The sequence below is a fragment of the Klebsiella michiganensis genome, from assembly GCF_015139575.1.
Classification (GTDB): Bacteria; Pseudomonadota; Gammaproteobacteria; order Enterobacterales; family Enterobacteriaceae; genus Klebsiella; species Klebsiella michiganensis.
The window spans coordinates 1,843,027-1,867,667 of sequence record NZ_AP022547.1; the positions used below are offsets into that span (position 1 = coordinate 1,843,027).

General features: G+C 59.1%; 21 protein-coding genes. 13 read left to right on the forward strand and 8 right to left on the reverse strand.

Annotation, left to right across the window (positions count from 1 at the left end; all coding sequences use genetic code 11):
* Positions 1 to 21 precede the first annotated feature (21 nt).
* Both JLG71_RS08750 and JLG71_RS08755 read right to left on the reverse strand, forming a co-directional pair.
* Positions 22 to 1,629: an FGGY-family carbohydrate kinase gene (locus JLG71_RS08750; protein ID WP_046877539.1), complete on the reverse strand. Its 1,608-nt coding sequence runs from the start codon at positions 1,627 to 1,629 to the stop codon at positions 22 to 24.
* Positions 1,630 to 1,659: 30 nt separating this feature from the next.
* On the reverse strand, positions 1,660 to 2,409 hold the full coding sequence (locus tag JLG71_RS08755) for an SDR family oxidoreductase (RefSeq protein WP_004852583.1): 750 nt from the start codon (positions 2,407 to 2,409) through the stop codon (positions 1,660 to 1,662).
* A gap of 258 nt (positions 2,410 to 2,667) precedes the next feature.
* Here JLG71_RS08755 and JLG71_RS08760 point away from each other — a divergent pair, with 258 nt between their 5' ends.
* Positions 2,668 to 3,669: a LacI family DNA-binding transcriptional regulator gene (locus tag JLG71_RS08760; RefSeq protein ID WP_025107794.1), complete on the forward strand. Its 1,002-nt coding sequence runs from the start codon at positions 2,668 to 2,670 to the stop codon at positions 3,667 to 3,669.
* A gap of 14 nt (positions 3,670 to 3,683) precedes the next feature.
* Here the strand turns inward: JLG71_RS08760 and JLG71_RS08765 are convergent, their stop codons facing one another.
* A complete protein-coding gene (locus JLG71_RS08765) occupies positions 3,684 to 4,625 on the reverse strand; it encodes a sugar-binding transcriptional regulator (RefSeq protein ID WP_014839020.1) in 942 nt (313 codons plus the stop codon).
* 206 nt (positions 4,626 to 4,831) lie between these two features.
* Between JLG71_RS08765 and dalD the strand changes: the two genes are divergently transcribed.
* From dalD to JLG71_RS08825, 12 genes are all read left to right on the forward strand, one after another.
* Complete coding sequence (gene dalD, locus JLG71_RS08770) at positions 4,832 to 6,199, forward strand: D-arabinitol 4-dehydrogenase (protein ID WP_064357847.1); 1,368 nt, start codon at positions 4,832 to 4,834, stop codon at positions 6,197 to 6,199.
* A 9-nt stretch (positions 6,200 to 6,208) separates the two neighbouring features.
* Complete coding sequence (gene xylB, locus JLG71_RS08775) at positions 6,209 to 7,672, forward strand: xylulokinase (protein WP_025107792.1); 1,464 nt, start codon at positions 6,209 to 6,211, stop codon at positions 7,670 to 7,672.
* A gap of 69 nt (positions 7,673 to 7,741) precedes the next feature.
* Positions 7,742 to 9,019 carry a D-arabinitol transporter gene (dalT, locus tag JLG71_RS08780; RefSeq protein ID WP_025107791.1) on the forward strand — a complete coding sequence of 426 codons (1,278 nt, stop codon included), beginning with the start codon at positions 7,742 to 7,744 and terminating at the stop codon, positions 9,017 to 9,019.
* 48 nt (positions 9,020 to 9,067) lie between these two features.
* Positions 9,068 to 9,730 carry an HAD family hydrolase gene (locus JLG71_RS08785; protein ID WP_049070152.1) on the forward strand — a complete coding sequence of 221 codons (663 nt, stop codon included), beginning with the start codon at positions 9,068 to 9,070 and terminating at the stop codon, positions 9,728 to 9,730.
* A gap of 299 nt (positions 9,731 to 10,029) precedes the next feature.
* On the forward strand, positions 10,030 to 11,184 hold the full coding sequence (locus tag JLG71_RS08790) for a mandelate racemase family protein (protein ID WP_025107789.1): 1,155 nt from the start codon (positions 10,030 to 10,032) through the stop codon (positions 11,182 to 11,184).
* A 119-nt stretch (positions 11,185 to 11,303) separates the two neighbouring features.
* Positions 11,304 to 12,926 carry an ABC transporter substrate-binding protein gene (locus JLG71_RS08795; protein ID WP_200914119.1) on the forward strand — a complete coding sequence of 541 codons (1,623 nt, stop codon included), beginning with the start codon at positions 11,304 to 11,306 and terminating at the stop codon, positions 12,924 to 12,926.
* Entirely contained in the window at positions 12,923 to 13,960 is a 1,038-nt protein-coding gene (locus JLG71_RS08800) for an ABC transporter permease (protein ID WP_032719862.1), read from the forward strand. The genes JLG71_RS08795 and JLG71_RS08800 overlap by 4 nt, the downstream gene beginning before the upstream one ends.
* The gene (locus JLG71_RS08805; protein WP_025107786.1) at positions 13,957 to 14,862 is read left to right on the forward strand and encodes an ABC transporter permease; all 906 of its coding nucleotides are present in this window, start codon (positions 13,957 to 13,959) and stop codon (positions 14,860 to 14,862) included. Before JLG71_RS08800 ends, JLG71_RS08805 begins: the two co-directional genes overlap by 4 nt.
* The gene (locus JLG71_RS08810; protein ID WP_032719918.1) at positions 14,834 to 15,697 is read left to right on the forward strand and encodes an ABC transporter ATP-binding protein; all 864 of its coding nucleotides are present in this window, start codon (positions 14,834 to 14,836) and stop codon (positions 15,695 to 15,697) included. Before JLG71_RS08805 ends, JLG71_RS08810 begins: the two co-directional genes overlap by 29 nt.
* A gap of 10 nt (positions 15,698 to 15,707) precedes the next feature.
* Positions 15,708 to 16,481: an ABC transporter ATP-binding protein gene (locus JLG71_RS08815; RefSeq protein WP_014230105.1), complete on the forward strand. Its 774-nt coding sequence runs from the start codon at positions 15,708 to 15,710 to the stop codon at positions 16,479 to 16,481.
* A gap of 416 nt (positions 16,482 to 16,897) precedes the next feature.
* Entirely contained in the window at positions 16,898 to 17,698 is an 801-nt protein-coding gene (locus JLG71_RS08820) for a winged helix-turn-helix domain-containing protein (protein WP_032719859.1), read from the forward strand.
* The gene (locus JLG71_RS08825; protein ID WP_014230103.1) at positions 17,685 to 18,155 is read left to right on the forward strand and encodes a hypothetical protein; all 471 of its coding nucleotides are present in this window, start codon (positions 17,685 to 17,687) and stop codon (positions 18,153 to 18,155) included. The genes JLG71_RS08820 and JLG71_RS08825 overlap by 14 nt, the downstream gene beginning before the upstream one ends.
* On the opposite strand, the gene yegS is transcribed toward JLG71_RS08825, so the two are convergent.
* From yegS to mdtD, 5 genes are all read right to left on the reverse strand, one after another.
* Complete coding sequence (gene yegS / locus JLG71_RS08830) at positions 18,156 to 19,049, reverse strand: lipid kinase YegS (protein ID WP_047723272.1); 894 nt, start codon at positions 19,047 to 19,049, stop codon at positions 18,156 to 18,158.
* Positions 19,050 to 19,293: 244 nt separating this feature from the next.
* Entirely contained in the window at positions 19,294 to 20,655 is a 1,362-nt protein-coding gene (trhP, locus tag JLG71_RS08835) for a prephenate-dependent tRNA uridine(34) hydroxylase TrhP (protein ID WP_025107782.1), read from the reverse strand.
* A 318-nt stretch (positions 20,656 to 20,973) separates the two neighbouring features.
* On the reverse strand, positions 20,974 to 21,696 hold the full coding sequence (gene baeR, locus JLG71_RS08840) for an envelope stress response regulator BaeR (RefSeq protein WP_014230101.1): 723 nt from the start codon (positions 21,694 to 21,696) through the stop codon (positions 20,974 to 20,976).
* Positions 21,693 to 23,228: an envelope stress sensor histidine kinase BaeS gene (gene baeS, locus JLG71_RS08845; RefSeq protein ID WP_016946933.1), complete on the reverse strand. Its 1,536-nt coding sequence runs from the start codon at positions 23,226 to 23,228 to the stop codon at positions 21,693 to 21,695. Before baeS ends, baeR begins: the two co-directional genes overlap by 4 nt.
* On the reverse strand, positions 23,225 to 24,640 hold the full coding sequence (gene mdtD / locus JLG71_RS08850) for an MFS transporter (RefSeq protein ID WP_014230099.1): 1,416 nt from the start codon (positions 24,638 to 24,640) through the stop codon (positions 23,225 to 23,227). Before mdtD ends, baeS begins: the two co-directional genes overlap by 4 nt.
* Position 24,641 lies beyond the last annotated feature (1 nt).

Below are 24,641 nucleotides of genomic sequence, written 5' to 3' on the forward strand. Positions count from 1 at the left end.
CGCCGCAGCCCGGGATCTTGCTTACTCGCGAATCAGCCGCGCCGTGTGCTGTAGCGTTTTATACGCTTCATAGCGCCGCTGATGATCGGCGCTATACTGGGCAACGCAGCGGTAGGTTTTATCCACCCGGGTAAACTGCTTCATCGCTTCCGGCAGGGACGGGGCGATCTGGCCGGCCACCGCGCCGAGAATCGCCGAACCTAACAGCACCGGTTCGCTGGATTCGGTACTCACCACGCTCACTCCGCAGGCGTCCGCCAGCAGCTGGCGCACCAGCGGATGCTGCCCGGCTCCGCCGCTGATGACGATATGCTCGCTGTGGATGCCGCACGCCTTCTGGGCGTCAATAATCTGCCGCAGGCCGTAGCCGATGCCGCACAATCCGGCGACGTAGAGCGCCATCAGGTTGTCCAGATCCCGCTCCATCCCCAGCCCGGCGATAATCGCTTTCGCGTGCGGGTCGGCCAGCGGCGCCCGATTACCTAAAAATTCAGGCACCACGTGCAGCCCGGCGGCGAGTTTGACCGCGGCAGAAGGACGTTCCACTTTCGCCAGCACGCTATCGGCAAGATAAACCGGCAGCGGGACGCCGCGCGCCCTGGCCAGCGCCTTAGCCTCGGCGGCGGCGGGATGGAAGCTCAGCAGCTGGTCGATGGCCGCTCCGGCCGCGCTCTGCCCGCCTTCGCTCAGCCAGAACCCCGGCACCATCGCCGAGTAATATGGCCCCCAGACGCCGGGCACGAACACCGCTTCCTGCGTGGTGGTCATGGTGCAGGAGGAGGTGCCGAAGACGTAGGCCATATTGTTGACCGCGCCGTTAAGCACGCCGACGGTGCCGATGCCGCCCGCGTGGGCATCGATCATCCCGACCGCCACCGGAGTACCGACCGGCAGGCCCATCTCCTCTGCCGCCGTGGCGCAAAGGCCGTCGCCGCAGGGGGTTCCCGGATCGACAATCCGCTGGCCGATGCGGACAAAATCTTCATCCGCCAGCTCTTCGAGGCCAATCTGGCGGAAGTAGCTGGCATCCCAGCGTTGTTCATGCGCCAGGTAGGTCCATTTACAGGTCACGGTACAGACCGAGCGGGCTAAATCGCCGGTCGAGCGCCAGGTGAGATAATCGGCGAGGTCGAAGAAGTGGCGCGCCTGCTGATAAATGTGCGGGCGGTTCTCCTTCAGCCAGAGAATTTTCGGCGTTTCCATCTCCGGCGAGATTTTACCGCCGACGTATTGCAGCACCGCGTGGCCCGTGGCGTTGATCTTTTCCGCCTGCCCGGTGGCGCGGTGATCCATCCAGACGATAATGTTGCGCTCCGCATCTTCCGAAGGCCCAACCGCCAGCGGGGCGTCGTTATCGCCAATCACCACCAGCGAGCAGGTGGCATCGAAGCCGATTCCGGCAATCGATGACGGCGCGACCCCGGCGCTGGCCACCGCCGTTTTAATGCAGTAACACACCGCCTGCCAGATCTCGCGGCTCGACTGTTCGACCACGCTTCCGGCGCTGCGAAACAGGGTAATTTCCCGGGTCGCGTGGGCGAGAAGCTCGCCCCGCAGATTGAACACCCCGGCGCGAACGCTGCCCGAACCGACATCGACGCCAATAATATGTTGCGTATCGATTTGCATAACATCCTCTCACACAGTCTGGTTGAACGGTCAGAGATCCACGCTGTTCGGCAGGATCACAATGTCGCGCACGGTGACGTTTTTCGAGCGCGTCACCATAAACAGCACCGACTCGGCCACCTCAATCGGCTGCATCAGGCTGCCGTTGGCCAGCGCTTCGTCCATTTTGGCTTTCGGCCAGTCGTCCAGCAGGGCGGTGACCACCGGGCCCGGCAGCACGGCGCCGACGCGCACGCCGTACTGCGAAACCTGGCGGCGAGTAGTATGAACAAACGCCTGGACGGCAAATTTCGACGCGGTATAGATAGGCTCCCAGATCACCGGCACCACCCCCGCGATAGAGCTGGTGAAGATAATGTCCCCGGACTTTTGCGCGATAAGATGCGGCAGGACGCTACGCACGCAGCGGAAGGCGGCGTTGGTGTTGAGGTGCAGCACGCGGTCCCACACGTCCGGATCGCCCTCGGCCACCGGCCCGCCGATGTAAGCTCCGGCGTTGGCGTGGAAAATATCGAGACGCCCGGTAAGCTGCAAAATACCCTGCAGAATATTATCGACCTGATCCGCCTGCATCAGGTCAACCTGCAGGGCGAAGGCGTTTTCGCCGAGTTCGGCGACAAGTTTGTTGAGCTTCTCGCCTTCACGGTCGATAAGCACCACTTTTGCGCCAGCGCCCAGCAGGGTTCTGGCGCATTCGAGGCCGATACCGGACGCCGCGCCGGTAATGGCGGCGACTTTACCGCTAAGGGAAGTATTCATAGAGGAGACAGAGTGGTTCATTTTATAATCCTTTACAGAGTCTGGTTGGAACTATCGAACGCGAGGGCATCGCGTTCGACGCTGGAGACGAAAACTTGTTAAGGTATTGAATATGAGCGTCATTTTTTTGATGTTCGCTGGCGTATTCACGCTGAATGCGTTAATACTTCGGGAAGTAAAATGGAAGCTCAATCGATGAAGCTCATGTTGCGCTAGCTTCATCGATTGAGCAAGTGGGGAAATTAACAGCGAAATGATTTTGTGACGCAAGTTGGGAAAATGAAGAAAATCACGATTTACGACCTGGCGGAACTGTCCGGCGTTTCGGCGAGCGCGGTGAGCGCTATCCTCAACGGCAACTGGAAAAAGCGCCGCATCAGCGCGAAGCTTGCCGAAAAGGTGACGCGGATTGCCGAGGAGCAGGGCTATGCGATTAACCGCCAGGCCAGCATGCTGCGCAGCAAAAAATCGCGCGTCATCGGTATGATTATCCCCAAATACGATAACCGCTATTTCGGTTCGGTGGCGGAGCGCTTTGAGGAGATGGCCCGCGAGCGCGGCCTGCTGCCGATTATCACCTGTACGCGCCGGAGGCCGGAGCTGGAGATCGAAGCGGTAAAAGCGATGCTCTCCTGGCAGGTTGACTGGGTGGTAGCCACCGGGGCAACCAATCCGGACAAAATTACCGCCCTGTGCCAGCAGGCAGGCGTGCCCACGGTCAATCTCGACCTGCCGGGCTCTGTCGCCCCGTCGGTGATATCGGATAACTACGGCGGCGCGAAGGCGCTGACCCACAAAATCCTCGCCAACAGCGCTCGCCGCCGGGGAGCGCTGGCGCCGCTGACCTTTATCGGCGGGCGCAGCAGCGACCATAACACCCGCGAGCGTTTACGCGGCTTCCACGATGCGCATCGGGAGCAGGGGCTGGTCGTGCCGCAGGAAAATATCCTGGCGCCCGGCTATTCAAAAGGCAAAGTTGAGGCCTGCCTGCAGGAGCGGTTTGCTACCGCAAAGACCCCATTGCCGGGGCTATTTGTCAACTCGACAATATCGCTGGAAGGGGTGGTGCGTTGGCTGTCGCAGGCGGGACTTACCGGCAGCGAGCAGCCGCCGATGGGCTGCTTCGACTGGGACCCGTTTGTCTATCTGCTGGGGCACGATATCGACATGGTGCAGCAGGACGTGCCGGCGATGCTGGAAGCGGTGTTCACGATTATTGACGCCGGCGAGGCCGGGCAGCAGCGGATTGAAATCCCGCCGCTGTTGATGAGCAGCCGCTGATCCGGCTGCCGCCGTTAGCGCGTCAGCAGCCAGCGGGCGGTATGCTCGTCGGTCACCAGACCGTTGATCCAGCCGCCTTTAAGCGCCGCCAGAATCGCCGGGCGTTTGTACTCGCCGCACGCCACCGCGATGCGCGGGCACTGGTTCTGGCGGATATCGTAGCTGGTGATCATTCTGTTGATTTCGCTCTCCACCACGCCGCCTTCGGCATCGATAAAGCGTCCCATGATCTCGCCGATGCCGCCGCGTGCGGTCAGCTCATCCATCTGCGCCTGATTGATAAAGCCATCTTTGAAGATGGGGCTTTGGGTACCTAATGGCCCAATGCCGACAAAAATAACGTCCGCCCGGCGGGCGACGGCGGAAACGCTGCGAAACAGCCGGCTGGTACACCACATGTCGTACTCGTCCTGGGTCTGCGCGTAGCGCGGCGCGGGCCACTGATAGTACTTGGCCTTAATTTTGCTGGTCAGCAGCAGCGGGACGTCATCGTAATAGTTACATTGGCCGTCGGCGTCCATGGCGCTGATCAGGGCGACGCAGCGGGTGTTCAGACTGTCGAAGTCGATGCGCTGCAGCGCTTTTTTCAGGGTCAGGCCGGAACCCAGGCCGATGATTTTCTCTTTATCATCCTGCAGATAGCGGGCCATCAGCTGATAGCAGCCGAAGGAGACGCTATCCAGGGTGCTTTCTTCGTTAAAGGCGGGGACGATATTGCACTCGATAAGCCGGTACTTCTCCTGCAGCAGCTGCGCATAGTCGAGGCAGTTCGCCACCGGGTGGTGCAGGCTAATCGACACAATCCCTTCTTCTTTCGCGGCGGCGATCAGCCTCTGTACCACTGGCCGCGACGTGCCAAGCTGGCTGGCGATCTCGCTCTGATTCTGCCCGGCGATGTAGTACATCCACGCGGCGCGGACCTTTTGATCCAGCCGGATATCATCTTCTTTGCTCATGCTTTCCTGCCCTAAGTGTCGGGCCGCGGCGATAATTTCGCCCGGCGAATACCCGCATTCTCGCCGTGGTCGGGAAAACTGGCAAGCTTTTGCTCTTTTCTGGTCATCTGTAATTTTATTGGGTAATTGTTCTTTTGTGATCCGTGGCTCTTATTTTGGTCAATTGATCATTTACAGTGAGGCCATCAACTCAAGGAGAGCGGAACATGAACAATCAATTCACATGGCTTCACATTGGTCTGGGTTCTTTTCATCGCGCGCATCAGGCGTGGTATCTGCATCGTCTGATCGCTTCCGGAGATAAACGCTGGCACATCGCGGCGGGGAATATCCGCAACGACGCCGAACAGGTGGTTCAGGCGCTGGCGGCGCAGGGCGGGCGCTATGTGCTGGAAACCGTCAGCCCGGAAGGGGAACGTGAATATGAAGAGATCACCTCCATTCAGAAACTGCTGCCGTGGCAGGCCGGGCTGCAGCCGCTGATTAACGAAGGGGCAAACCCGCAGACCAAAGTCATCGCCTTCACCGTGACGGAAGGTGGCTACTACCTGAATACCCGCCATAAGCTGGAAACCAGCAACCCTGATTTGCAGGCCGATCTGGCAGGGGAGTGCAAAACGATTTACGGCACTATCGCGCGGATTCTGGAAAAGCGTATGGCGGACAACGCCGGGCCGCTGACTCTGCTGAACTGCGATAACGTGCGCCATAACGGCGAACGCTTCCACGACGGTATGGTTGAGTTCCTGCAGCTAACCGGCAAGCAGGCGGTGATTGACTGGATGGCCGCCAACACCACCTGTCCGAACACCATGGTCGACCGAATCACCCCGCGCCCGGCGGCGGACCTGCCCGCGCGCATCAAAGCGCAGACCGGCATTGACGATAAAGCGCCGGTGATGGGCGAGACCTTTATCCAGTGGGTGGTGGAAAACAACTTCCGCGATGAACGCCCGAACCTGGAAGCGGTCGGGGTTGAGATGGTGGCGTCGGTGATTCCTTACGAAGAGGCGAAAATTCGCATTCTGAACTCTTCGCACAGCTGCATTGCGTGGGCGGGAACGTTAATTGGCCAGCAGTACATTCATGAAAGCACGCTAACGGATTTCATCTACGCCATTGCCGACCGCTACGTTACGGAAGATGTGATCCCATGCCTCGGCGATAATGGCATTGACCTGCCGGCCTATCGCGACGTGGTGCTCAAACGCTTTACCAACCCATATATCCAGGACACCAACCAGCGCGTCGCCGCCGATGGCTTCTCGAAAATTCCGGCGATGATCGCCCCAACCCTGCAGGAGTGCTACCAGCGCGGCGTTCGCCCGCAAGCCACCGCTATGCTGCCCGCGCTGTTCTTCGTCTTTATGGAGCAGTGGCACAAGGGCACCCTGCCGTATGAGTACCAGGACGGCATCCTCGACGCCGAGGGGGTGCATCAGATGTTTGAAGCCAACGATCCGCTGGCCCTTTACGCCCGCGATAAAGCGCTGTTTGGCGAACTGGCCGAAAACGCCGATTTCCTCGCGCTGATACGCGAAAAAGTGGCGGCCGTTTATACGCTGATTAACTAAGAGGTGGCTATGTATCTGGGTATCGATCTCGGCACATCGGAAGTCAAAGCGCTGGTCATTGATGAGAACAATGAGGTTATCGCCAGCCATAGCGCGCCGCTGAGCATTCAGCGGCCCCATCCGCACTGGTCAGAACAGTCGCCGCAGTCATGGTGGGAGGCGACGGAGTATCTGATGACCACGCTGCGGGAAAAATGCGCCCAGCACTGGCCGGCCATTAAGGCCATTGGCCTTTCCGGGCAGATGCACGGCGCGGTTCTGCTGGATGCCGAGGGGGAGGTGATTCGCCCGGCAATCCTGTGGAACGACACCCGCTGCGCCGCGGAGTGCGCGGAGCTGGAAGAGATGGCGCCGGAGCTGCATCAGGTGGCGGGAAACCTGGCGATGCCCGGCTTTACCGCGCCGAAGCTGCTGTGGGTGCGTCGCCATGAGCCGGAAAACTTTCAGCGCACCGCCACGGTGCTGCTGCCGAAGGATTATCTGCGCTACCGGATGACCGGTAAAAAAGTCTCCGATATGTCCGACGCCGCCGGGACGCTGTGGCTGGACGTGGCGAAGCGCGACTGGTCCGACGCTCTGCTGGATAAATGCGGCCTGGCGCGCAGCCAGATGCCGACCCTGGTTGAAGGCTGCGAGGTCTCCGCCACCCTTGACCCGCAGGTGGCCGAACGCTGGGGGCTGAACGCCTCGGTAGCGGTAGCCGGAGGCGGCGGCGATAACGCGGTCAGCGCCATAGGCGTCGGCGCGGTTTCGCCCGGGGATGCGTTCATTTCGCTTGGCACCTCCGGGGTGCTGTTTGTGGTGACCGACGCCTATCGTCCGGCTCCGCAGTCGGCGGTCCATGCGTTTTGTCACGTGCTGCCGAATCTGTGGCATCAGATGAGCGTGATGCTCAGCGCCGCCAGCTGTTTGCAGTGGTTCTGCCGCCTGACCGGCACCACGGAAGTGGCGCTGCTGGAGGAGATTGCCGAACTTAGCGAAGAGGAGAAGTCCCACGCGCCGTTCTTCTTACCCTATCTCTCCGGCGAACGTACGCCACACAACGATCCTGACGCGCGCGGCATGTTCTGGGGCATGACCCACTCCAGCCTGCGCGCCCAGCTCGGCTACGCGGTGCTGGAAGGGGTGAGCTTCGGCATCAGCGACGGTCTGCAGGTACTGAAAGAGAGCGGTACGCAGATCGAACAATGTTCGCTGGTTGGCGGCGGCGCCCGCAGCCCGTTCTGGGCGCAGCTGTTGGCCGATATCCTCGATATGCCGGTGGTGACCCACAAAGGCGGTGAGACCGGCGGCGCGCTGGGCGCGGCGCGGCTGGCCTGCCTGGCGGCGGGCAAACCGATTACCGAAGTCTGTGAAAAACCGGAGATCTGGCAGACCTGGCGCGCGGACCCGGTACGCCATCAAACCCTGATGCGGCGCTATGCGCAGTTTAAGGCCCTGTATTTAAACGATCTGAACTATCGGCAGCATTAATTTTTATCACCATAACCGCTCCGGTGAACTGACCGGAGTGGCCTCCTGTACCCTAAAAACGAGGTCATTATGTCCATCAATAATAAACAGTGGCTCGGTTTACCCCTGAACCTGCTCTGGGGATACATCGCCATTGCCGTATTTATGACCGGCGACGGTTTTGAACTGGCATTCCTGTCGCACTACATCAAAGAGCTCGGGTTCTCCCCGGCGCAGGCATCGTTCGCCTTTACCCTCTACGGCCTGGCCGCCGCGCTGTCGGCGTGGATCTCCGGCGTGGTGGCGGAAATCATCACGCCGCTGAAGACCATGATGATTGGCTTCGTGCTGTGGTGCGTGTTCCACGTGCTGTTCCTCGTTTTCGGCCTCGGTCACGCGAACTATGCCCTGATCCTGGTTTTCTACGGCATCCGCGGTTTCGCGTATCCGCTGTTCCTTTACTCGTTTATCGTCGCCATTATCCACAACGTGAAAAGCGATAACGCCAGCTCGGCGATCGGCTGGTTCTGGGCGGTTTACTCGATCGGCATCGGCGTGTTCGGCAGCTATATTCCGAGCTTTACCATCCCGCATATCGGCGAGCTGGGGACCTTGTGGCTGGCGCTGGCTTTCTGCGTCACCGGCGGCATCATTGCGCTGGCTTCCCTGCGCCATATTAAAACGCCGCACCATATGCAGAACCTGACCACCCGCGAGAAGTTTGCCGAACTGGGCCGCGCGGCGACGCTGCTCTATACCAACCGCAATATTCTGCTGTCGAGCATGGTGAGAATTATCAACACCCTGTCGCTGTTCGGCTTTGCGGTGATTATGCCGATGATGTTCGTCGATGAGCTGGGCTTTACTACCTCGGAATGGCTGCAGGTGTGGGCGGTCTTCTTCTTCACCACCATTTTTTCGAACGTGCTATGGGGCATTCTGGGCGAAAAACTGGGCTGGATGAAGGTGGTGCGCTGGTTCGGCTGCATCGGCATGGCGCTCTCCAGCCTGGCGTTTTATTACATTCCGCAGCACTTCGGACATAACTTCGCGATGGCGCTGCTTCCGGCTATCGCCCTGGGGATCTTTGTCGCCGCGTTCGTACCGCTGGCGGCCGTTTTCCCGGCGCTGGAGCCGAAGCACAAAGGCGCGGCCATTTCGGTATATAACCTGTCGGCGGGGATGTCGAACTTTCTCGCGCCAGCCATTGCGGTGATTTTGCTACCGTTCTTCAGCACCATTGGGGTGGTGATCGCCTATACCGCGCTGTACGTGGCGGCTTTTTTCCTCTGTGCGTTTATTCGCGTGGAGCAGCCGGGTTTTACCCACAAGGAAGCGCCGGCCAGCGAGCAGGTGGAGTTCTCTTAAGGTGATGCGGCTGGCATGCCAGGCATGCCGGCCTTAATGAGGTGGATGATGAGTATTCAGGCAGTGATTTTTGACATGGATGGCGTAATTATTGATTCCGAAGCCCTGTGGCGGCAGGCGCAAATCGACGCCCTCGCGCAGTGGGGAGCAACGGCGAGCGTCGAGGAGTGCGAAACCCTGACCAAAGGCAAACGCCTCGACGATATTGCCCGCACCTGGTGCCGCTATTGCCAGCTTGAGCTTGCCCCGCAGCGGCTTGAGGCCGCGATATTGCAGCGTATTACCGGCCTGATCGCCGCCGAAGGCGAGCCGATGCGCGGCGTGCATGAGGCGTTACGCTATTTTCGCCATACCGGTTATAAAATTGCCCTCGCCACCTCCTCGTCCCGGCAGGTTATCACCGCCGTGCTGAACAAGCTCTCGCTCTGGCACTATTTTGATGTGATTTGTAGCGCGGACGATGAAGCGCAGGGCAAACCGCATCCGGCGGTGTATCTGACGACGTTGGATAAGCTGAATCTCGACGCCAGCCGGTGCCTGGTGATCGAAGACAGCTTCAACGGCTTTAGCGCCGCCCGGGCGGCGGGGATTGCCACGATAGTGATTGCCGAAGATAGCCAGCACGCGCGTTTTCAGGGCGCCGCTGGGCGCTATCGGGCGCTGCCTGAACTGCTGGAAGCCCTTACCGCCGAGGCGGAGGCGGTCGAATAACTCACCCTTTCGTGAGCGCAGAAAATCCCGGGATGTACACGGTCGGTTACTCTCTTTTCTGCGCTCACGCCCCCCTTTTTCACCATGCCGATCCGCCTCACATTTCGCTTATCTTTTGTGAAAACAGTCACGCCTTATTGTGCCAATGCCCAAATTTATTGCCTTGCTTAGCGGTGTTTGTCCGAGGCACTGCTGCGTAATTGTGCTTAGATTAGATATTGAAACATCTTTTCAATAATGTGAAACCACTTTGCCGATTTGCTTCTATCGATCGGATTTGGCCGTGATAAGGACCGAGCATGAAAATTGAATCTGTAAATGTCACCGTTTTCCAGTATCCCACGCGTCGGGTTTCCGACAGCGCCGGGCACTCCCATCCGGGGGCTGAAAGCATGGCCAAAATGGCGATGCTGACCATCACCGCCGATGATGGCGCGCAGGGCTTTTCGTTTGCGCCTCCGGAAGTGGTGCGCCCGTTCGTGGTGAATACCTTTTTCCGCAAGGTGCTGGTGGGGCAGGACCCGTTTAACCGCGAGCGTATCTGGCAGGATCTTAACCACTGGCAGCGCGGCAGCGCTCACCAGCTGACCGAGCGCGCGCTGTCGTTTATTGAACAGGCGCTGTGGGACCTGATAGGCCGCAGCCTCAAGATGCCGGTTTACAAGCTGCTCGGCGGCTATCGCGACACCGTCCCGGCCTACGGCAGTACGATGTGCGGCGACGATCTGCCGGGCGGTCTGTCGACCCCGGAGGAGTATGCCGCCTTTGCCGAAAAGCTGGTCGCCCGCGGCTACAAGGCCATCAAGCTGCACACCTGGATGCCGCCAATCTCTTTTGCGCCCAATCCCAAAATGGACATTAAAGCCTGCGCGGCGGTGCGCGAAGCGGTGGGGCCGGATATTGACCTGATGATTGACGGCTATCACTGGTACAGCCGCGCCGAGGCGCTGTGGATCGGCAAAGAGCTGGAAAAACTCAACTTCGCCTGGTTTGAAGAGCCGATGGAGGAGGATTCGATGTCCTCCTACGCGTGGCTGGCGGAAAACCTGTCGATTCCCATCGTCGGGCCGGAGAGCTTCGGCGGCAAGCACCGCATGCGCGCCGAATGGGTGAAAGCCGGAGCCTGCGACATTCTGCGCGCCGGCGCTAACGGCGTGGGCGGTATTACCCCGACCATGAAGGTCGCGGCGCTGGCGGAATCCTTCGGCATGGATTGCGAAGTCCACGGCAACGGCGCGGCAAGCCTGGCGGTGGTCGGGGCGATCCGCAACTGCCGCTGGTACGAGCGCGGCCTGCTGCATCCGTTCCTCGACTACGATGAACCGGCGGCTTATCTCAACAGCATTGTTGACCCCATGGATGACCAGGGATTTGTGCATTTGTCACAACGTCCGGGCCTCGGCGAAGACATTAATTTTGCGTATATCGAAGCCAATACCGTTAGCCACGACTGATTCAAAAAAATAAATGCCCGATGGCGCTGCGCTTATCGGGTCTGCGGCCCGGTAGACCGGATAAGGCGAAAATGCCGCCATCCGGCAACATGTACCCTACAGTACAGGCAAACAGAGATATGAAAAAAACCTCCCGACTGGCAGCGTGCTTGCTCGCGCTCGCCGTGTCGATGGGGAGCGGGGCGGCGATGGCGAAAACGCCGCCCGACCAGCTCATCATCGGTATGAATATGAATAACCTGCTCACCCTGGACCCGGCGGCGATGACCGGTAATGAAGTGGTGGGGATCGTGGTCAACCTCTACGACTCGCTGGTGGAGCTTGACCCTGAGCAACTCACCAACGTTAAGCCCGCGCTGGCGAAATCCTGGGATATCAGCCCCGACGGCAAAACCCTGACCTTTCATCTGCGCGACGACGTGAAATTTCACTCCGGCAATCCGCTGACCGCCGCCGACGTGGTGTGGTCGATGCGGCGCATCCTGCACCTCAACCTGGCGCAGGCCTCGGTATGGAAATCCTACGGTTTCAGTCAGAAAAACATCGACAGCCAGGTCAGCGCGCCGGACCGCTTCACGGTGCAGATCGTGTTACCCAAAGATAACGATCCGCAGCTGGTGATTTACTCGCTGGCGGCGCTGGGCAACCTCGGGGTGCTCGACAGCAAAACGGTGCAAAGCCACCAGCAGGATAACGACTGGGGTAACCGCTGGCTGACCACCCATGAAGCCGGCTCCGGGCCGTTCACGCTGGAAACCTGGCAGGCGAAAGATGTGCTGCGCATGAAGCGCAATCCTGACTACTGGCGCGGCGAGGCGAAAATGAGCCGCGTGGTGCTGCGCCATTTCCAGGAGTCGCAAACCCTGCGCCTGATGATCGAAAAAGGCGACCTCGATATTGCCAACAATATGGCGGTTTCCGACATCAACGCCCTGCGCAGCGACCCCCAGCTGACCGTCGACGCGGTGCAGCGCGGCACCATGTACTACGTGGCGATGAGCATGAAAGAGGCGCACTTCGCCCATCCGAAAGTGCGTGAAGCGGTGCGCTATCTGATTGACTACCAGGGCATCAATAAAGCGCTGATGCCGGGCTACGGGGTGCTGCACCAGCGGCCGACTAAGGCGGGCATGCCGTCAACGCTGCCCGACCCGGGCTATAAGCTGGACGTGGCGCGGGCGAAAAAGCTGCTGGCGGAAGCAGGCTATCCCAACGGCTTTGATACCACGCTGCGGGTCCTCTCGGATCAGCCGTTCCTGAACATTGCTATCGCCGTGCAGTCGACGCTGATGCAGGCGGGGATTAACGCCAAAATTATCACCGGCACCGGTAACCAGATCTACGGCGCGATGCGCGAGCGTAAATTTGACCTGCTGGTAGGACGCGGCGGCAGCGGAATGGAGCCGCACCCGCACTCCAGCCTGCGCGCGCTGGTCTATAACCCGGATAACAGCGATGAGGCGCGCCTGACCAACTTCCAGGGCTGGCGCACCGGCTTTTACGACCCACAGCTCAACGCGATGATTGACCGCGCCCTGCTGGAACGCGATCCGCAAAAACAGGTGGCCGACTACCAGGCCATCCAGACGCGCTACGACCAGCTGGTCCCGGCCCTCATTCCGCTTTCGCAGATGGTCGATTCCGTGGTGGTGCGTAACGAGGTGCGGCAGTATCAGCCGCACCCCTCTGCCACCACTTTTCTGCGTGACGTCGATAAAGTCCGCAAAGGAGAGAAAGGATGAGTATCGCAATCCTTGCGCCCGGCTCACGCGGCCGGCGCTTATCAAAACGGCTGCTGCAGGTGGTGATTACGCTGTTCGGCCTGCTGTTGTTGACCTTCACTATTGGCCGCGTCATGCCCATCGACCCGGTGCTGGCGATTGTTGGCCCGGACGCTGACCAGAGTACCTACCAGCAGGTTTACCATCAGCTGGGGTTTGATAAATCGCTGACCACCCAGTTTGGCATCTATTTCGTCAACCTGCTGCACGGCGATCTGGGCAACGCGCTGCTGACCGGGAAACCGGTGGTGGACGACATTATCCGCGTCTTCCCGGCCACCATGGAGCTGGCGACGATGGCGATTCTCGTCGGCGCGGGCCTCGGTATTCCGCTGGGCGTGCTGGCGGCGGCGCGGCGCAATAGCGTCTCCGATTATGTGGTGCGCATTATCAGCCTGGCGGGCTACTCGACGCCGATTTTCTGGGTCGGGATGATGGGGCTTTTAGTCTTCTACGCCTGGCTCGGCTGGGTGGGCGGCGCCGGACGGGTGGACCTTGGCCTGGACGGTATGGTGCCGCGCCGCACGGGGCTGATGACCGTTGATGCGCTGCTGGCGGGCAACGGTCAGGTCTTCTGGAACGCAATTAATCACCTGATTCTGCCCGCCTCGCTGCTGGGCTTTCACTCGCTGGCCTACATCAGCCGCATGACCCGCAGCTTTATGCTGGCCCAGCTGTCGCAGGAGTTCATTATTACCGCGCGGGTGAAGGGGCTGACCGAGCGTCAGGTCATCTGGAACCATGCGTTTCGCAATATCCTCGTACAGCTGCTGACGGTGGTGGCGCTGGCCTACGGCGCGCTGCTGGAAGGCGCGGTGCTGATTGAAACCGTCTTCTCGTGGCCGGGTTTCGGCTCCTACCTCACCGGTAGCCTGCTGCTGGGCGATATGAATGCGGTAATGGGCTGCGTGCTGCTGGTGGGGGCGATCTTCGTGATGCTCAACCTGCTCTCCGACATGCTGTATCAATTCTTTGACCCGAGGACAAAATCATGACCGTTTCTCTGGATTCGCCGCTTTCGGGCGGCACGGGCGAAGGCCGTCAGCGGCTGCAACGCGCGGCGGCGCGGGCCGTCGGGTTTATCGGCAAAATGGCGCGCAACCCGCTAACGGCCATCGGCGGCGGAATTATCTTTCTGCTGCTGGTGGTGGCGATTTTCGCGCCGCTGATTGCGCCGTATAACCCGCTGGTGCAGGACCTCAACAGCGCGCTGGTCGCGCCGAACGCGCAGCACTGGTTCGGCACCGATGAGTTTGGCCGGGATATCTTTAGCCGCCTGGTGTACGGCTCGCGCATCACGCTCTATATCGTGCTGCTGGTCTCGGTGACCGTCGGTCCGCTCGGGCTGCTGCTCGGCGTCAGCGCCGGCTATTTTGGCGGTAAGGTCGATATGGTGCTGATGCGCGTCACCGATATTTTCATCTCCTTCCCGAGTCTGGTCCTGGCGCTGGCGTTTGTCGCCGCCTTAGGTCCGGGGCTGGAGCACGTGGTTATCGCCATCACGCTCACCGCCTGGCCGCCGATAGCCCGCCTGGCGCGCGCCGAAACGCTCTCTCTGCGCCAGGCCGATTTTATCTCCGCCGTACGTCTGCAGGGCGCATCATCGGCCCGCGTCCTCTGGCGCCATATCGTGCCGCTGTGTCTGCCCTCGGTCATTATCCGTATCACCATGAATATGGCCGGGATCATTCTGACCGCGGCCGGTCTGGGCTTTCTCGGGCTCGGCGCGCAGCCGCCGGAGCCGGAGTGGGGGGCGATGATCTCCAGCGGGCGCACTTACATGATGGAGTGCTGGTGGGTGGTTACGATTCCGGGGCTGGCGATTCTGATCAACAGCTTAGCGTTTAACTTCTTAGGAGATGGCCTACGTGACATCCTCGATCCCCGCAGCGAATAATGCTCCGCTGCTCGATGTGCGCGATCTGTGCGTCGACTTTGTTAACGGCAGCGCGGTGACCCATGCCGTGCGCGGCGTCTCCTTCCAGCTGGGGCGCGAAAAGCTGGCCATTGTCGGCGAGTCCGGTTCAGGTAAATCCACCGTTGGGCGCGCCCTGCTGCAGCTGCATCCGAAAAAGGCCCGCGTCAGCGCCAGCCGGATGCAGTTTGCCAACCTCGATCTGCTGCATCTTACTGAAGCGCAGATGCGCGGCGTGCGCGGCAAACGTATCTCCATGATTATGCAGGACCCGAAATATTCGCTTAATCCGGTGGTCTGCGTCGGTAAGCAAATCGCCGAGGCCTGGCTGACCCATCATCCGGGACGCAAAGATGAGGCGAAGGCAAAGGCGCTGGAGATGCTGGAGGTGGTGCGTATTCGCCAGCCGGAGCGCGTTTATCAGCTTTATCCGCATGAGATATCCGGCGGACAGGGGCAGCGCATCATGATTGCCATGATGCTGATTACCGACCCGGAGCTGGTGATTGCCGATGAGCCGACCTCCGCGCTGGACGTGTCGGTGCGCCTGCAGGTACTGGGCCTGCTGGATGATCTGGTTCAGTCGCGCGGGCTGGGGCTGATTTTTATTAGCCACGACATCAACCTGGTGCGCAGCTTTTGCGACCGCGTGCTGGTGATGTACGCCGGACGGGTGGTGGAGTCTATTGCCGCCTGCGATCTCGATAACGCCCGCCATCCCTATACTCAGGGGCTGATTAACTCGCTGCCGGATATGCAGCATCGTCGCCCGATACTGCCGGTGCTGCAGCGCCAGGCCAGCTGGTTAACGGAATAAGGAGTGGATGATGATTGAAGTTCAACGTCTCAACCTCGCGTTTGGCGAAGGGGAGAAGCGTAACCAGGTGCTGTACGACGTTAATTTCCACGTTAAGCCCGGCGAGATCTACGGTCTGGTGGGGGAGTCCGGCTCCGGCAAAACCACGGTGCTGAAGTGCCTGGCGGGGCTGTTTACCCACTGGCAGGGGGAGTTAACCATAGACGGGCAGCGCTTAGGGCATGAGATTAGCCGCGAGCGCTGCCGTCAGGTGCAGATGGTATTTCAGGACCCGTACGGATCGCTGCATCCCCGTCACACCATTGGCGATATCCTTGAAGAGCCGCTGCAGATTCATCGCATTCACGATCGCGACCGGCGGATTCATGCGCTGCTGGACAAAGTGGGCCTCAATCGTGCGTTTCGCGAACGCTATCCGCATCAGCTTTCCGGTGGCCAGCGGCAGCGCGTGGCGATTGCCAGAGCGCTGATCCTTGAGCCGCAGGTGCTGCTGCTGGATGAGCCGACGTCGGCGCTGGATGTGTCGGTGCAGGCCGAGATCCTCAACCTGCTGGCAGAATTGCAGCAGGAGGCTAAACTCACTTACCTGATGGTGACCCACGATTTGGGCGTCATTGCCCATTTATGCCAGAAGGTGGCGGTAATGCAGTACGGGAAAATCCTTGAAACCCTGACGGTCGATGCGCTGGTCAACGGCGAGGCGCAAACGGCCTATACGCAGATGCTGGTTAACGCCAGCCGGCAATATACGCGCGAAATGGCGCGCGAGGTGGCGGCATACTAAGCGATATGGCGCATTGTCTCGCGGACAATGCGCCCTGTTTTTGGATAAAACTTTGAAATGATATGTATTAATAGTTATAAATATCGTCTATTAATGTAAAAGTGGTGTTTAGATCTAAAATGAAAGTATCTGTTGTATGAATGAAAATATATGGAATCATAACTTGTGTTTATTATTCATTTTGAAATAAATAACCAAATTTTCTTCAAATTTCAAAATATTCCATGCTGTAAATTCATTTAAACCTTGTTAATTGCAAGGAAAAACTGCGCATTACGCCTCCAGATCCGCTGAGTAATAGAGTAAACTCGCCTGCGAATAATCTTAAGTTATCAGCTGCGTCATAAAGGATTACCGTATTTAGAGTAGGGTACCCATGTCGCTTATCCACTTGATTACTATTCTCAGGGAACAGGATGGAAAAAACATATACGATTAATGGAATAATTACATTTATTCCTCAACGTGGTGCTCTAATACTCATTGCTGACGAGACGAAAACGGTTTCATTAAATATGCCGGCCAGCCGTTGTTTATTGCTGCTTATTCAGCAGGATGGCAAAACCGTTGCCCGCGAAACCTTTTTCGAGGAAGTGTGGATAAAGCATGGCTCCCAGGTAACCAGCAACGGTTTCTACCAGAATATTTCTCTGCTGCGCCGGGCATTTAAAGAGCTGGGCATGGAGGGCGATATTATTATTACGCTGCCGAGGGTTGGCGTCAGGCTGGATGCGACAATATCGGTGACGGAGTCTCAGCCGTGCGAGATGGAGAAGGCACCGGAGCCACAGGTGCCCGTAGATGGGCCCGTGCACGAGGAGGTCGCGGCTGCGAGTGTGCCTGAAAAAAAGCGGTTAAGGCCGCGATGCTCTCTGTTATGGGGGCTTGCGGCGCTGCTGAGCTGTCTGGTCGGCGGTTTTGTTGCGTGGCAAACAGAATTCGACTCTTATTTGCAAACTTATTCGCCCATAATTGCTAAACTTTCGCAACAATGTCATTTCTTTGCCAATAATGATGTGGTTGATCACGTTCGTCATGTCAATTTTATCAAGCGCAGCAAATTTGAATGTGAAGAATACTCGTGGATTTATTTGACGCTTTATCCCGGGCAAGCGCGGGTGTCGGTGATTCGCTGCCGTCAGCCATTTAGTCAATGGCGTGATAATCAATGCCTCACCAAATATTACATTAAGGAGGTAGCCAATGCGCCCGCGTGAAATTAAATGGTTAATCGCTATCGTATTTATCGGGGTGCTTAGCGGAATAATGATAAAATCCTGGCAATACTGGCAGCGCAATCATTTCCAGTGCAGCGGCGAGATGCGGCTAATTAACGCAGGCTACCAGGGCGATATTTCCTTACGCTACGTATTTGATAGCAGCCGCGGGCTGGCGATGGTCCGGGGGGAAATTACGCCGCCGCAGGGCGCTGCGTTTACCATTAATCAGAACATCTGGTTTAGCTTTACCCGCGACGGCCAGCACTACTTCCTGCGTTCGGAAACCGTCTCAGCCAGCATCGGCGAGACCGAGCAGGAAGAGCATGTAAAGCGTATCCTGCCAGCGTTTTTCCTCCAGCCGCAGGTGCCGTTTTACCTTAACATCCAGCGGCTCAACGAACGTACCCGGCTGCTGTATACCAGCCGGGCGCCGTCTTTGCTTTGCGAAACCTGATTAACGTAGCAGCGGGCAGTCCGGCGGCAGTCGGCAGCGAAGCGCGGCCGGTAACAGCTCCATACGGAAGGTTTTGCCGGTTAGCGGTTCACCATCGAGATTAAACGTCATCTCGTGGGGTGCGGTGATCTCGAACCACGATGAGACGCCGTCGATAATATTCGGCGAGGTTTCCGGATTGGCCAGGGTGCTGAACAATGCGGGGATTAGCTCTTCGCCGGTGAAAATGCGCAGATGCAGCAGGCCGTCGTTGATTAACGCTTCCGGGCACAGCTGCTGGCCGCCGCCGGCCTGGCGCCCGTTGCCGATGCCGATGACCAGCGCGTCGCCATGCCAGTGAAAGTTCTCGCCGCGGATTTCGCAGCGGTCCGGCTTAAGCGTATCCATGCGCATCAGGCCGTGGATTAAATAAGAGACGCCGCCCAGCGCGGCCTTGAGCTTCTCCGGGGTTTCGGTCGTGATTCGGGTGCCGAAACCGCCGGTGGCCATATTAATAAAACCGGTCTTATCGTTAACCCGTGCAACATCTATCGCCACATCGCGGCCAACGATGGCCAGCTTCAGGGCGCTAGCCAGATCCTGGGGGATGCCTACGCTGGTGGCGAAGTCGTTCGCCGTGCCCAGCGGTAAAATCCCCAGCGCCAGATTGCCTTCGCGCTCCACCAGCGCCGTCGCCACCTCATTGATGGTGCCATCGCCGCCGCCGGCAATCACCGTTTCGACATTCAGCGTCAGGGCTTCATCGATAAACCGAACGGCATCGCCCTTTTCCCAGGTGACGCGGACGTGAATATCGATACCTTCGTCGCGTAACAGTTTAACCGCCTCTCGCAGGGACGGTTCATTGGCGCCTTTACCATTCAGAATCAGTAAGCTGGCTGGAAACGTGGACATTATCAGGGGACCTTTGTTGCTCAATGATGCATAAAGTGTACCGCATGCGGAAAGGGAAGGCCGGGAGAGAGATAAAAAAATAAGCCCGCGTAAGGGAGATTACGCAGGCTAAGGAGGTGGTTCCTGGTACAGCTAGCATTTATGGGTTATGTTTTTCAGCGAAATGGATGATATCTGCTTTGAACGAACCGGTATGTGATCCGTTTCTAATATCTTTACATCGTGAAAAAATAACCCAAATTAACTAGTTACTGTGCGGGTTTCTGGTCGTCTGACCAGTAAAATTACGCATCAGCAGCGCATACTGCAGCGCCATATCTTCCGGAACAGGCAACCATACTGTGTGGCCATCGCCCGGCGCCACCGGCATGCGTTCGCCTTTGCCGTTTTCCATATGCTCGAGGGTAAAGTTAACGTTGCCCTGCGGGGTCATCAGCTCAAGGCTGTCGCCGACGGAAAATTTGTTTTTCACCGCCACCGCCGCCAGCTGGCCGTTGCGCTCGCCGGTAAATTCGCCGACAAACTGCTGGCGTTCGGAAACGGAGTAGCCGTGCTCGTAGTTCTGGTAGTCGTCGTGCGTATGGCGACGCAGGAAGCCTTCGGTATAGCCACGGTGCGCGAGGTTTTCCAGGGTATCCAGCAGGGAGGTGTCGAACGGTTTGCCAGCGGCAGCATCGTCAATGGCCTTGCGGTAGACCTGAGCGGTACGGGCGCAATAGTAATGTGATTTGGTGCGGCCTTCGATTTTCAGCGAGTGGACGCCCATCTGGGTCAGGCGCTCAACGTGGGCAATCGCGCGCAGATCTTTCGAGTTCATGATGTAGGTGCCGTGTTCGTCTTCGAAAGCGGTCATGTATTCGCCCGGACGTTTGGCCTCTTCAATCATAAACACCTGGTCAGTCGGCGCGCCGATGCCCAGCGTCGGCTCGACGTTCTGCACCGGGATCGGTTCGTGCTTATGCACGATATTACCGACGTCGTCTTCTTTACCTTCCTGCACGTTATACTCCCAGCGGCAGGCGTTGGTGCAGGTCCCCTGGTTTGGGTCGCGTTTGTTGATATAGCCAGAGAGCAGGCAGCGGCCGGAGTAGGCCATGCACAGCGCGCCGTGGACGAAAATTTCGATCTCCATTTCCGGCACCTGGCTGCGAATTTCGGCGATTTCATCCAGCGACAGCTCGCGGGAGAGAATAACGCGGGTGAGTCCCATTTGCTGCCAGAACTTGACCGTCGCCCAGTTGACGGCGTTGGCCTGTACCGACAGGTGAATATCCATATGCGGGAAATTTTCGCGCACCAGCATGATCAACCCCGGGTCGGACATGATCAGCGCGTCCGGCCCCATTTCCACCACCGGCTTCAGATCGCGAATAAACGTTTTTAGCTTGGCGTTATGCGGGGCAATGTTGACCACCACATAGAATTTTTTACCCAGCGCGTGGGCTTCGTTGATGCCGAGCTGCAGATTTTCGTGATTGAATTCGTTATTACGCACGCGCAGGGAGTAGCGCGGTTGGCCCGCGTAAACGGCATCTGCGCCATAAGCGAAAGCGTAACGCATATTTTTCAGCGTTCCCGCCGGGGAAAGGAGTTCCGGTTTAAACATGATTTTCTCGTTCTGATGACAGGTCAGATTCGCCGCACCCGGTACGGCGAGTTGGGGAGTGCCCCCACATTAAGGGCGGGCATTGTAGCGCCGTCGGGGAGGGGAGTAAATATCAGTCGGGTATCTTTGGCGATAAGCGGACGGCAAATCAGTTCCGGGTAGGCATCAAGCGGCCGCTATCTGCCGGTTTCAGCCGCTGCTTTTTCCCCGGAGGCGGCGCTTGACGCGCCTGCCCGGGCGACCCGGCCCGCAGACGGCGGTGAGCCAGTAGCCCGGCTAAGCGCAGCGCGAGCCGGGGAAAAGTCGGGCAGGGGCTAATTATGCCAGCCGGCAGGCGTCGGCTTCCCAGCGGTACCCTACGCCGTAAACGGCGCGGATAAACGACTGCTCGGCGTCCAGCGACTCCAGCTTACGCCGCAGGTTTTTGATATGGCTATCGATCGTTCGGTCGGTCACCACGCGGTAATCATCGTATAGATGATTCAGCAGTTGTTCGCGCGAGAAGACTTTACCCGGTTCCTGGGAGAGGGTTTTCAGCAGGCGGAACTCGGCGGGCGTGAGGTCCAGCAGCTTGTCGCGCCAGGAAGCCTGAAAACGACCTTCGTCGACAATCAGCGGGCTTTCCGCATCCAGCGCCTGCAGATCGCGCTGCGGTTTGCAGCGGCGAAGAATGGTCTTCACGCGGGCCACCACCTCACGCGGGCTGTAGGGCTTACAGATATAGTCATCGGCGCCGATTTCTAACCCCAGCAGGCGGTCGATCTCCTCGATTTTGGCGGTGACCATCACCACCGGTACCTCAGAGAAACGGCGGATTTCCCGACACAGGGTCAGACCGTCGGTGCCGGGCAGCATCAGATCCAGCAGGATCAGATGCGGCGGCGTCTGGCGAACGTACGGGAGAACCCGATCGCCGTGATTAATCAGCGTCGGCGCATAGCCCGCCGCCTGAAGGTAATCGATCAGCAGCTGACCCAGCTTGGGCTCATCTTCCACGATAAGAATGCGTGGCGTGTTTTCATCAACAGGTAATTCAGTCATACGTCTCTCGATAAATTACGTTCCAGAGGTAGTTCTACTTTAATGCTAACCCCGCCCAAAGGCGAATGGCCGGCACGCAAAGTGCCACCGTGGGCCGCGACAATGTTAAGGCAAATCGCCAGCCCTAAACCAGAGCCGCCGCTGGCACGATTGCGCGACCCCTCAGTACGATAAAAACGCTCAACCAACCGCTCCAGCTGTTCATCGGTGACGCCGGGGGCGCTATCGGCAAAATCGAGAACCAGCATATCCCCGCTCTGGCTGGCGCTAATCTGCAGGCCGCCGCCGCTATCGGTATAGCGCAGGCTGTTTTCCAGCAGGTTATTAAACAGCTGCATCAGGCGATCCCGGTCGCCGAAAATCGTCGCGCTTTCCGGCAGCGAAACGCCGATCGACAGCCCGCGGCTGGCGAAGCGCTCGCGAAACGCGCCGGCGGCGACCTCCAGCAGATTGATGATATCCACCGAGGTTTTCTGGTAGGAGAGGGCGCCTTCATCGGACATCGACAGCTGGTGTAAGTCATCGACCAGTTTGGTGAGGGTGGCGACTTCCGCCTGCAGGGAGGCGATGGAGTCCGGGGTAAATTTGCGGATCCCATCCTGAATCGCCTCCAGCTCGCCGCGCAGCACCGCCAGCGGCGTGCGCAGCTCGTGGGAAATATCGGCCATCAGGTCCCGGCGCATCTGCTGGTTGCGTTCCAGAGTGCTGGCCAGCTGGTTAAAATCTTTGGCCAGACGCCCCAGCTCATCGCTGCTGGTGGCGGCGACGCGGGTGGAGAAATCTCCGGCCGCCAGACGGTGGGTCCCCTCAACCAGGCGTTTAACCGGCGCGAGCAGGCCGCGCGCCAGCGGGAAGGTGGCCAGCGCCGCCAGCAGCGTGGCGAGGGCGACAATCAGCCAGCTGGTACGTTTCTGCTGGCGGTCAAAGTTGATATCGGTGTTGCGCGTCAGGCGTTCAACCGGCGAGGCGATGACCGCGCCAACCTCAACGCCGTCGACCATAATACTGCGCCGGGTACCGTCCTTCGGCACGCGTTCGCGCGGGCCCACCAGTACGCGTCCTTTTTGATCGACCACCCAGAACATGGTGCGCCAGCCGTGCGGAGGCATATCGGGGCCGGGACCGCGGTCGCCACGATCGCCGCGTGGACCGTCGAGCGGCCGGTCCGGCGCGGCGTCCGGCGGCATCTCTTCCGGGCCGGGGCCACCGTGCGGCTCATCCATCGGACCGTGGCCCATACCGCGGCCCGGCGGCGAGCGGTCATCGTTGTCGCGCTCAAAGGTTTTCAGCAGCTGGAAAATAAAGCGGTCGTTGTTGCGCAGGAACGTCCAGCTGCCGTGCTGGGCATACTGCTCGCTCAGGGCATCGCCGAGCATGGTCAGGCGCTGTTCGTTGCCGCGCTTGATATAGTCAATAAAGCCGCGTTCAAAGCTGATACGCACCGCCCAGTGCATACTGATCAGCAGCACGATGCAGGTGGCGAGGATCGCGATAAACAGCTTGCCGGTAATGCCGGGACGCCAGAACTTCAAGACTCACTCCTTTTACGGCGACGAATCACGGTATTGGTCGTGGTGTCATCCGGTACGCGGGAAAAAAGCAGCGCCGGCAGCGCGATAATCACCGCCATGCTTAAGTAGGTATAGAGAAAGACCTGATGAGCGATCGCCGCATCGGCGCTGATATGCTGCTGGCCGTAGAGACCGAGCAGCATCCCGGCGATAGTGACGCCGATACTCATCGACAGCTGCATGACCATCGACAGCAAGCTGTTGCCGCTGCTGGCCAGATCGTCGGGCAGGTCTTTCAGGGTCAGCGTATTCATTGAAGAAAAGCGGCTGGAGTTAATCATCCCCTGCAGGAACAGCACCACCGGCAGCAGCCAGTACCAGCCGGCGAGCGCAACGGCCATAAACAGCAGGCTGACCAGCGCGAGGCCAATCGTCGAGGTCACCAGTACCCGGCGATAGCCGAAGCGGTTGACCACCTGGACCACAATGCGCTTCATCCCCATGCTGCCGAGCACCATCGGGATCATCATCAGCCCGGCGTGGAACGGCGTAAAGCCGAGGCCGATCTGTAAAAACACCGGCGTCATAAACGGCAGCATGCCGCTGCCGATACGCCCGGCGAAGCTGCCGCCAAGGCCAAGAGAAAAGGTGCGGTTGGTAAACAGCTTCAGGCTAAACAGCGCGTTGCGGTTGCCGCGCGCGTGCCACAGATAGCACAGCATTGACGCCGCGCCGATGGCCACCAGCGCCGTCAGCCACAGGGGGGAGAGCCCGAGCCCTTTTTTACCGTCGAGCGCCAGGGTCAGCGTCGCCATACCGGCGGCCAGCAGAATAAAGCCGAAGATATCAAAGCGCCGGGTTTGCAGGGTGTAGTTGGGCATCAGGCACAGCGTGGCGATGGCGCCGACGATGCCGACCGGAATGTTGATCAGGAAGATCCAGTGCCAGGAGGCGTACTCCACCAGCATCCCGCCGAGCGCCGGGCCGAGCAGCGGACCCACCTGGCCGGGCAGGGTGACGAAGGTCATCGCCGCCATATATTGACTGCGCGGGACGATTTTCATCACCGTCAGGCGGCCAACCGGCACCATCATCGCGCCGCCGACGCCCTGCAGCACGCGGGCGAGTATCAGCTGATCGAGCGTGGCGGCCTGCGCGCAGAACAGGGAGCCGGCGGTAAACAGCACGATGGCGCTAAAAAAGATATTCCGCACCCCGACCCGATCCGCCAGCCAGCCGCTGGCGGGCAGCATCACCGCCACCGTCAGCACATAGGAGACAATAACCATATGCATATGCAGCGGGCTCTCCCCGAGGCTCTGCGCCATGGAGGGGAGGGCGGTGTTAACGATAGTGGTATCCAGCGCCTGCATAAAAAAGCCGAAGGCCACTATCCACAGCTGCCAGCGCACGCTGGAGGGAAGATCTGTCATG

Coding starts and splice junctions, on each gene's coding strand:
- JLG71_RS08755 (WP_004852583.1), bottom strand. CDS start 2,409: ATGAACCACTCTGTCTCCTCTATGAATACTTCCCTTAGCGGTAAAGTC.
- JLG71_RS08790 (WP_025107789.1), top strand. CDS start 10,030: ATGAAAATTGAATCTGTAAATGTCACCGTTTTCCAGTATCCCACGCGT.
- dalT (WP_025107791.1), top strand. CDS start 7,742: ATGTCCATCAATAATAAACAGTGGCTCGGTTTACCCCTGAACCTGCTC.
- yegS (WP_047723272.1), bottom strand. CDS start 19,049: ATGTCCACGTTTCCAGCCAGCTTACTGATTCTGAATGGTAAAGGCGCC.
- JLG71_RS08750 (WP_046877539.1), bottom strand. CDS start 1,629: ATGCAAATCGATACGCAACATATTATTGGCGTCGATGTCGGTTCGGGC.
- JLG71_RS08800 (WP_032719862.1), top strand. CDS start 12,923: ATGAGTATCGCAATCCTTGCGCCCGGCTCACGCGGCCGGCGCTTATCA.
- JLG71_RS08820 (WP_032719859.1), top strand. CDS start 16,898: ATGGAAAAAACATATACGATTAATGGAATAATTACATTTATTCCTCAA.
- JLG71_RS08815 (WP_014230105.1), top strand. CDS start 15,708: ATGATTGAAGTTCAACGTCTCAACCTCGCGTTTGGCGAAGGGGAGAAG.
- JLG71_RS08760 (WP_025107794.1), top strand. CDS start 2,668: ATGAAGAAAATCACGATTTACGACCTGGCGGAACTGTCCGGCGTTTCG.
- JLG71_RS08795 (WP_200914119.1), top strand. CDS start 11,304: ATGAAAAAAACCTCCCGACTGGCAGCGTGCTTGCTCGCGCTCGCCGTG.
- JLG71_RS08825 (WP_014230103.1), top strand. CDS start 17,685: ATGCGCCCGCGTGAAATTAAATGGTTAATCGCTATCGTATTTATCGGG.
- dalD (WP_064357847.1), top strand. CDS start 4,832: ATGAACAATCAATTCACATGGCTTCACATTGGTCTGGGTTCTTTTCAT.
- xylB (WP_025107792.1), top strand. CDS start 6,209: ATGTATCTGGGTATCGATCTCGGCACATCGGAAGTCAAAGCGCTGGTC.
- JLG71_RS08805 (WP_025107786.1), top strand. CDS start 13,957: ATGACCGTTTCTCTGGATTCGCCGCTTTCGGGCGGCACGGGCGAAGGC.
- JLG71_RS08785 (WP_049070152.1), top strand. CDS start 9,068: ATGAGTATTCAGGCAGTGATTTTTGACATGGATGGCGTAATTATTGAT.
- JLG71_RS08765 (WP_014839020.1), bottom strand. CDS start 4,625: ATGAGCAAAGAAGATGATATCCGGCTGGATCAAAAGGTCCGCGCCGCG.
- baeR (WP_014230101.1), bottom strand. CDS start 21,696: ATGACTGAATTACCTGTTGATGAAAACACGCCACGCATTCTTATCGTG.
- mdtD (WP_014230099.1), bottom strand. CDS start 24,640: ATGACAGATCTTCCCTCCAGCGTGCGCTGGCAGCTGTGGATAGTGGCC.
- trhP (WP_025107782.1), bottom strand. CDS start 20,655: ATGTTTAAACCGGAACTCCTTTCCCCGGCGGGAACGCTGAAAAATATG.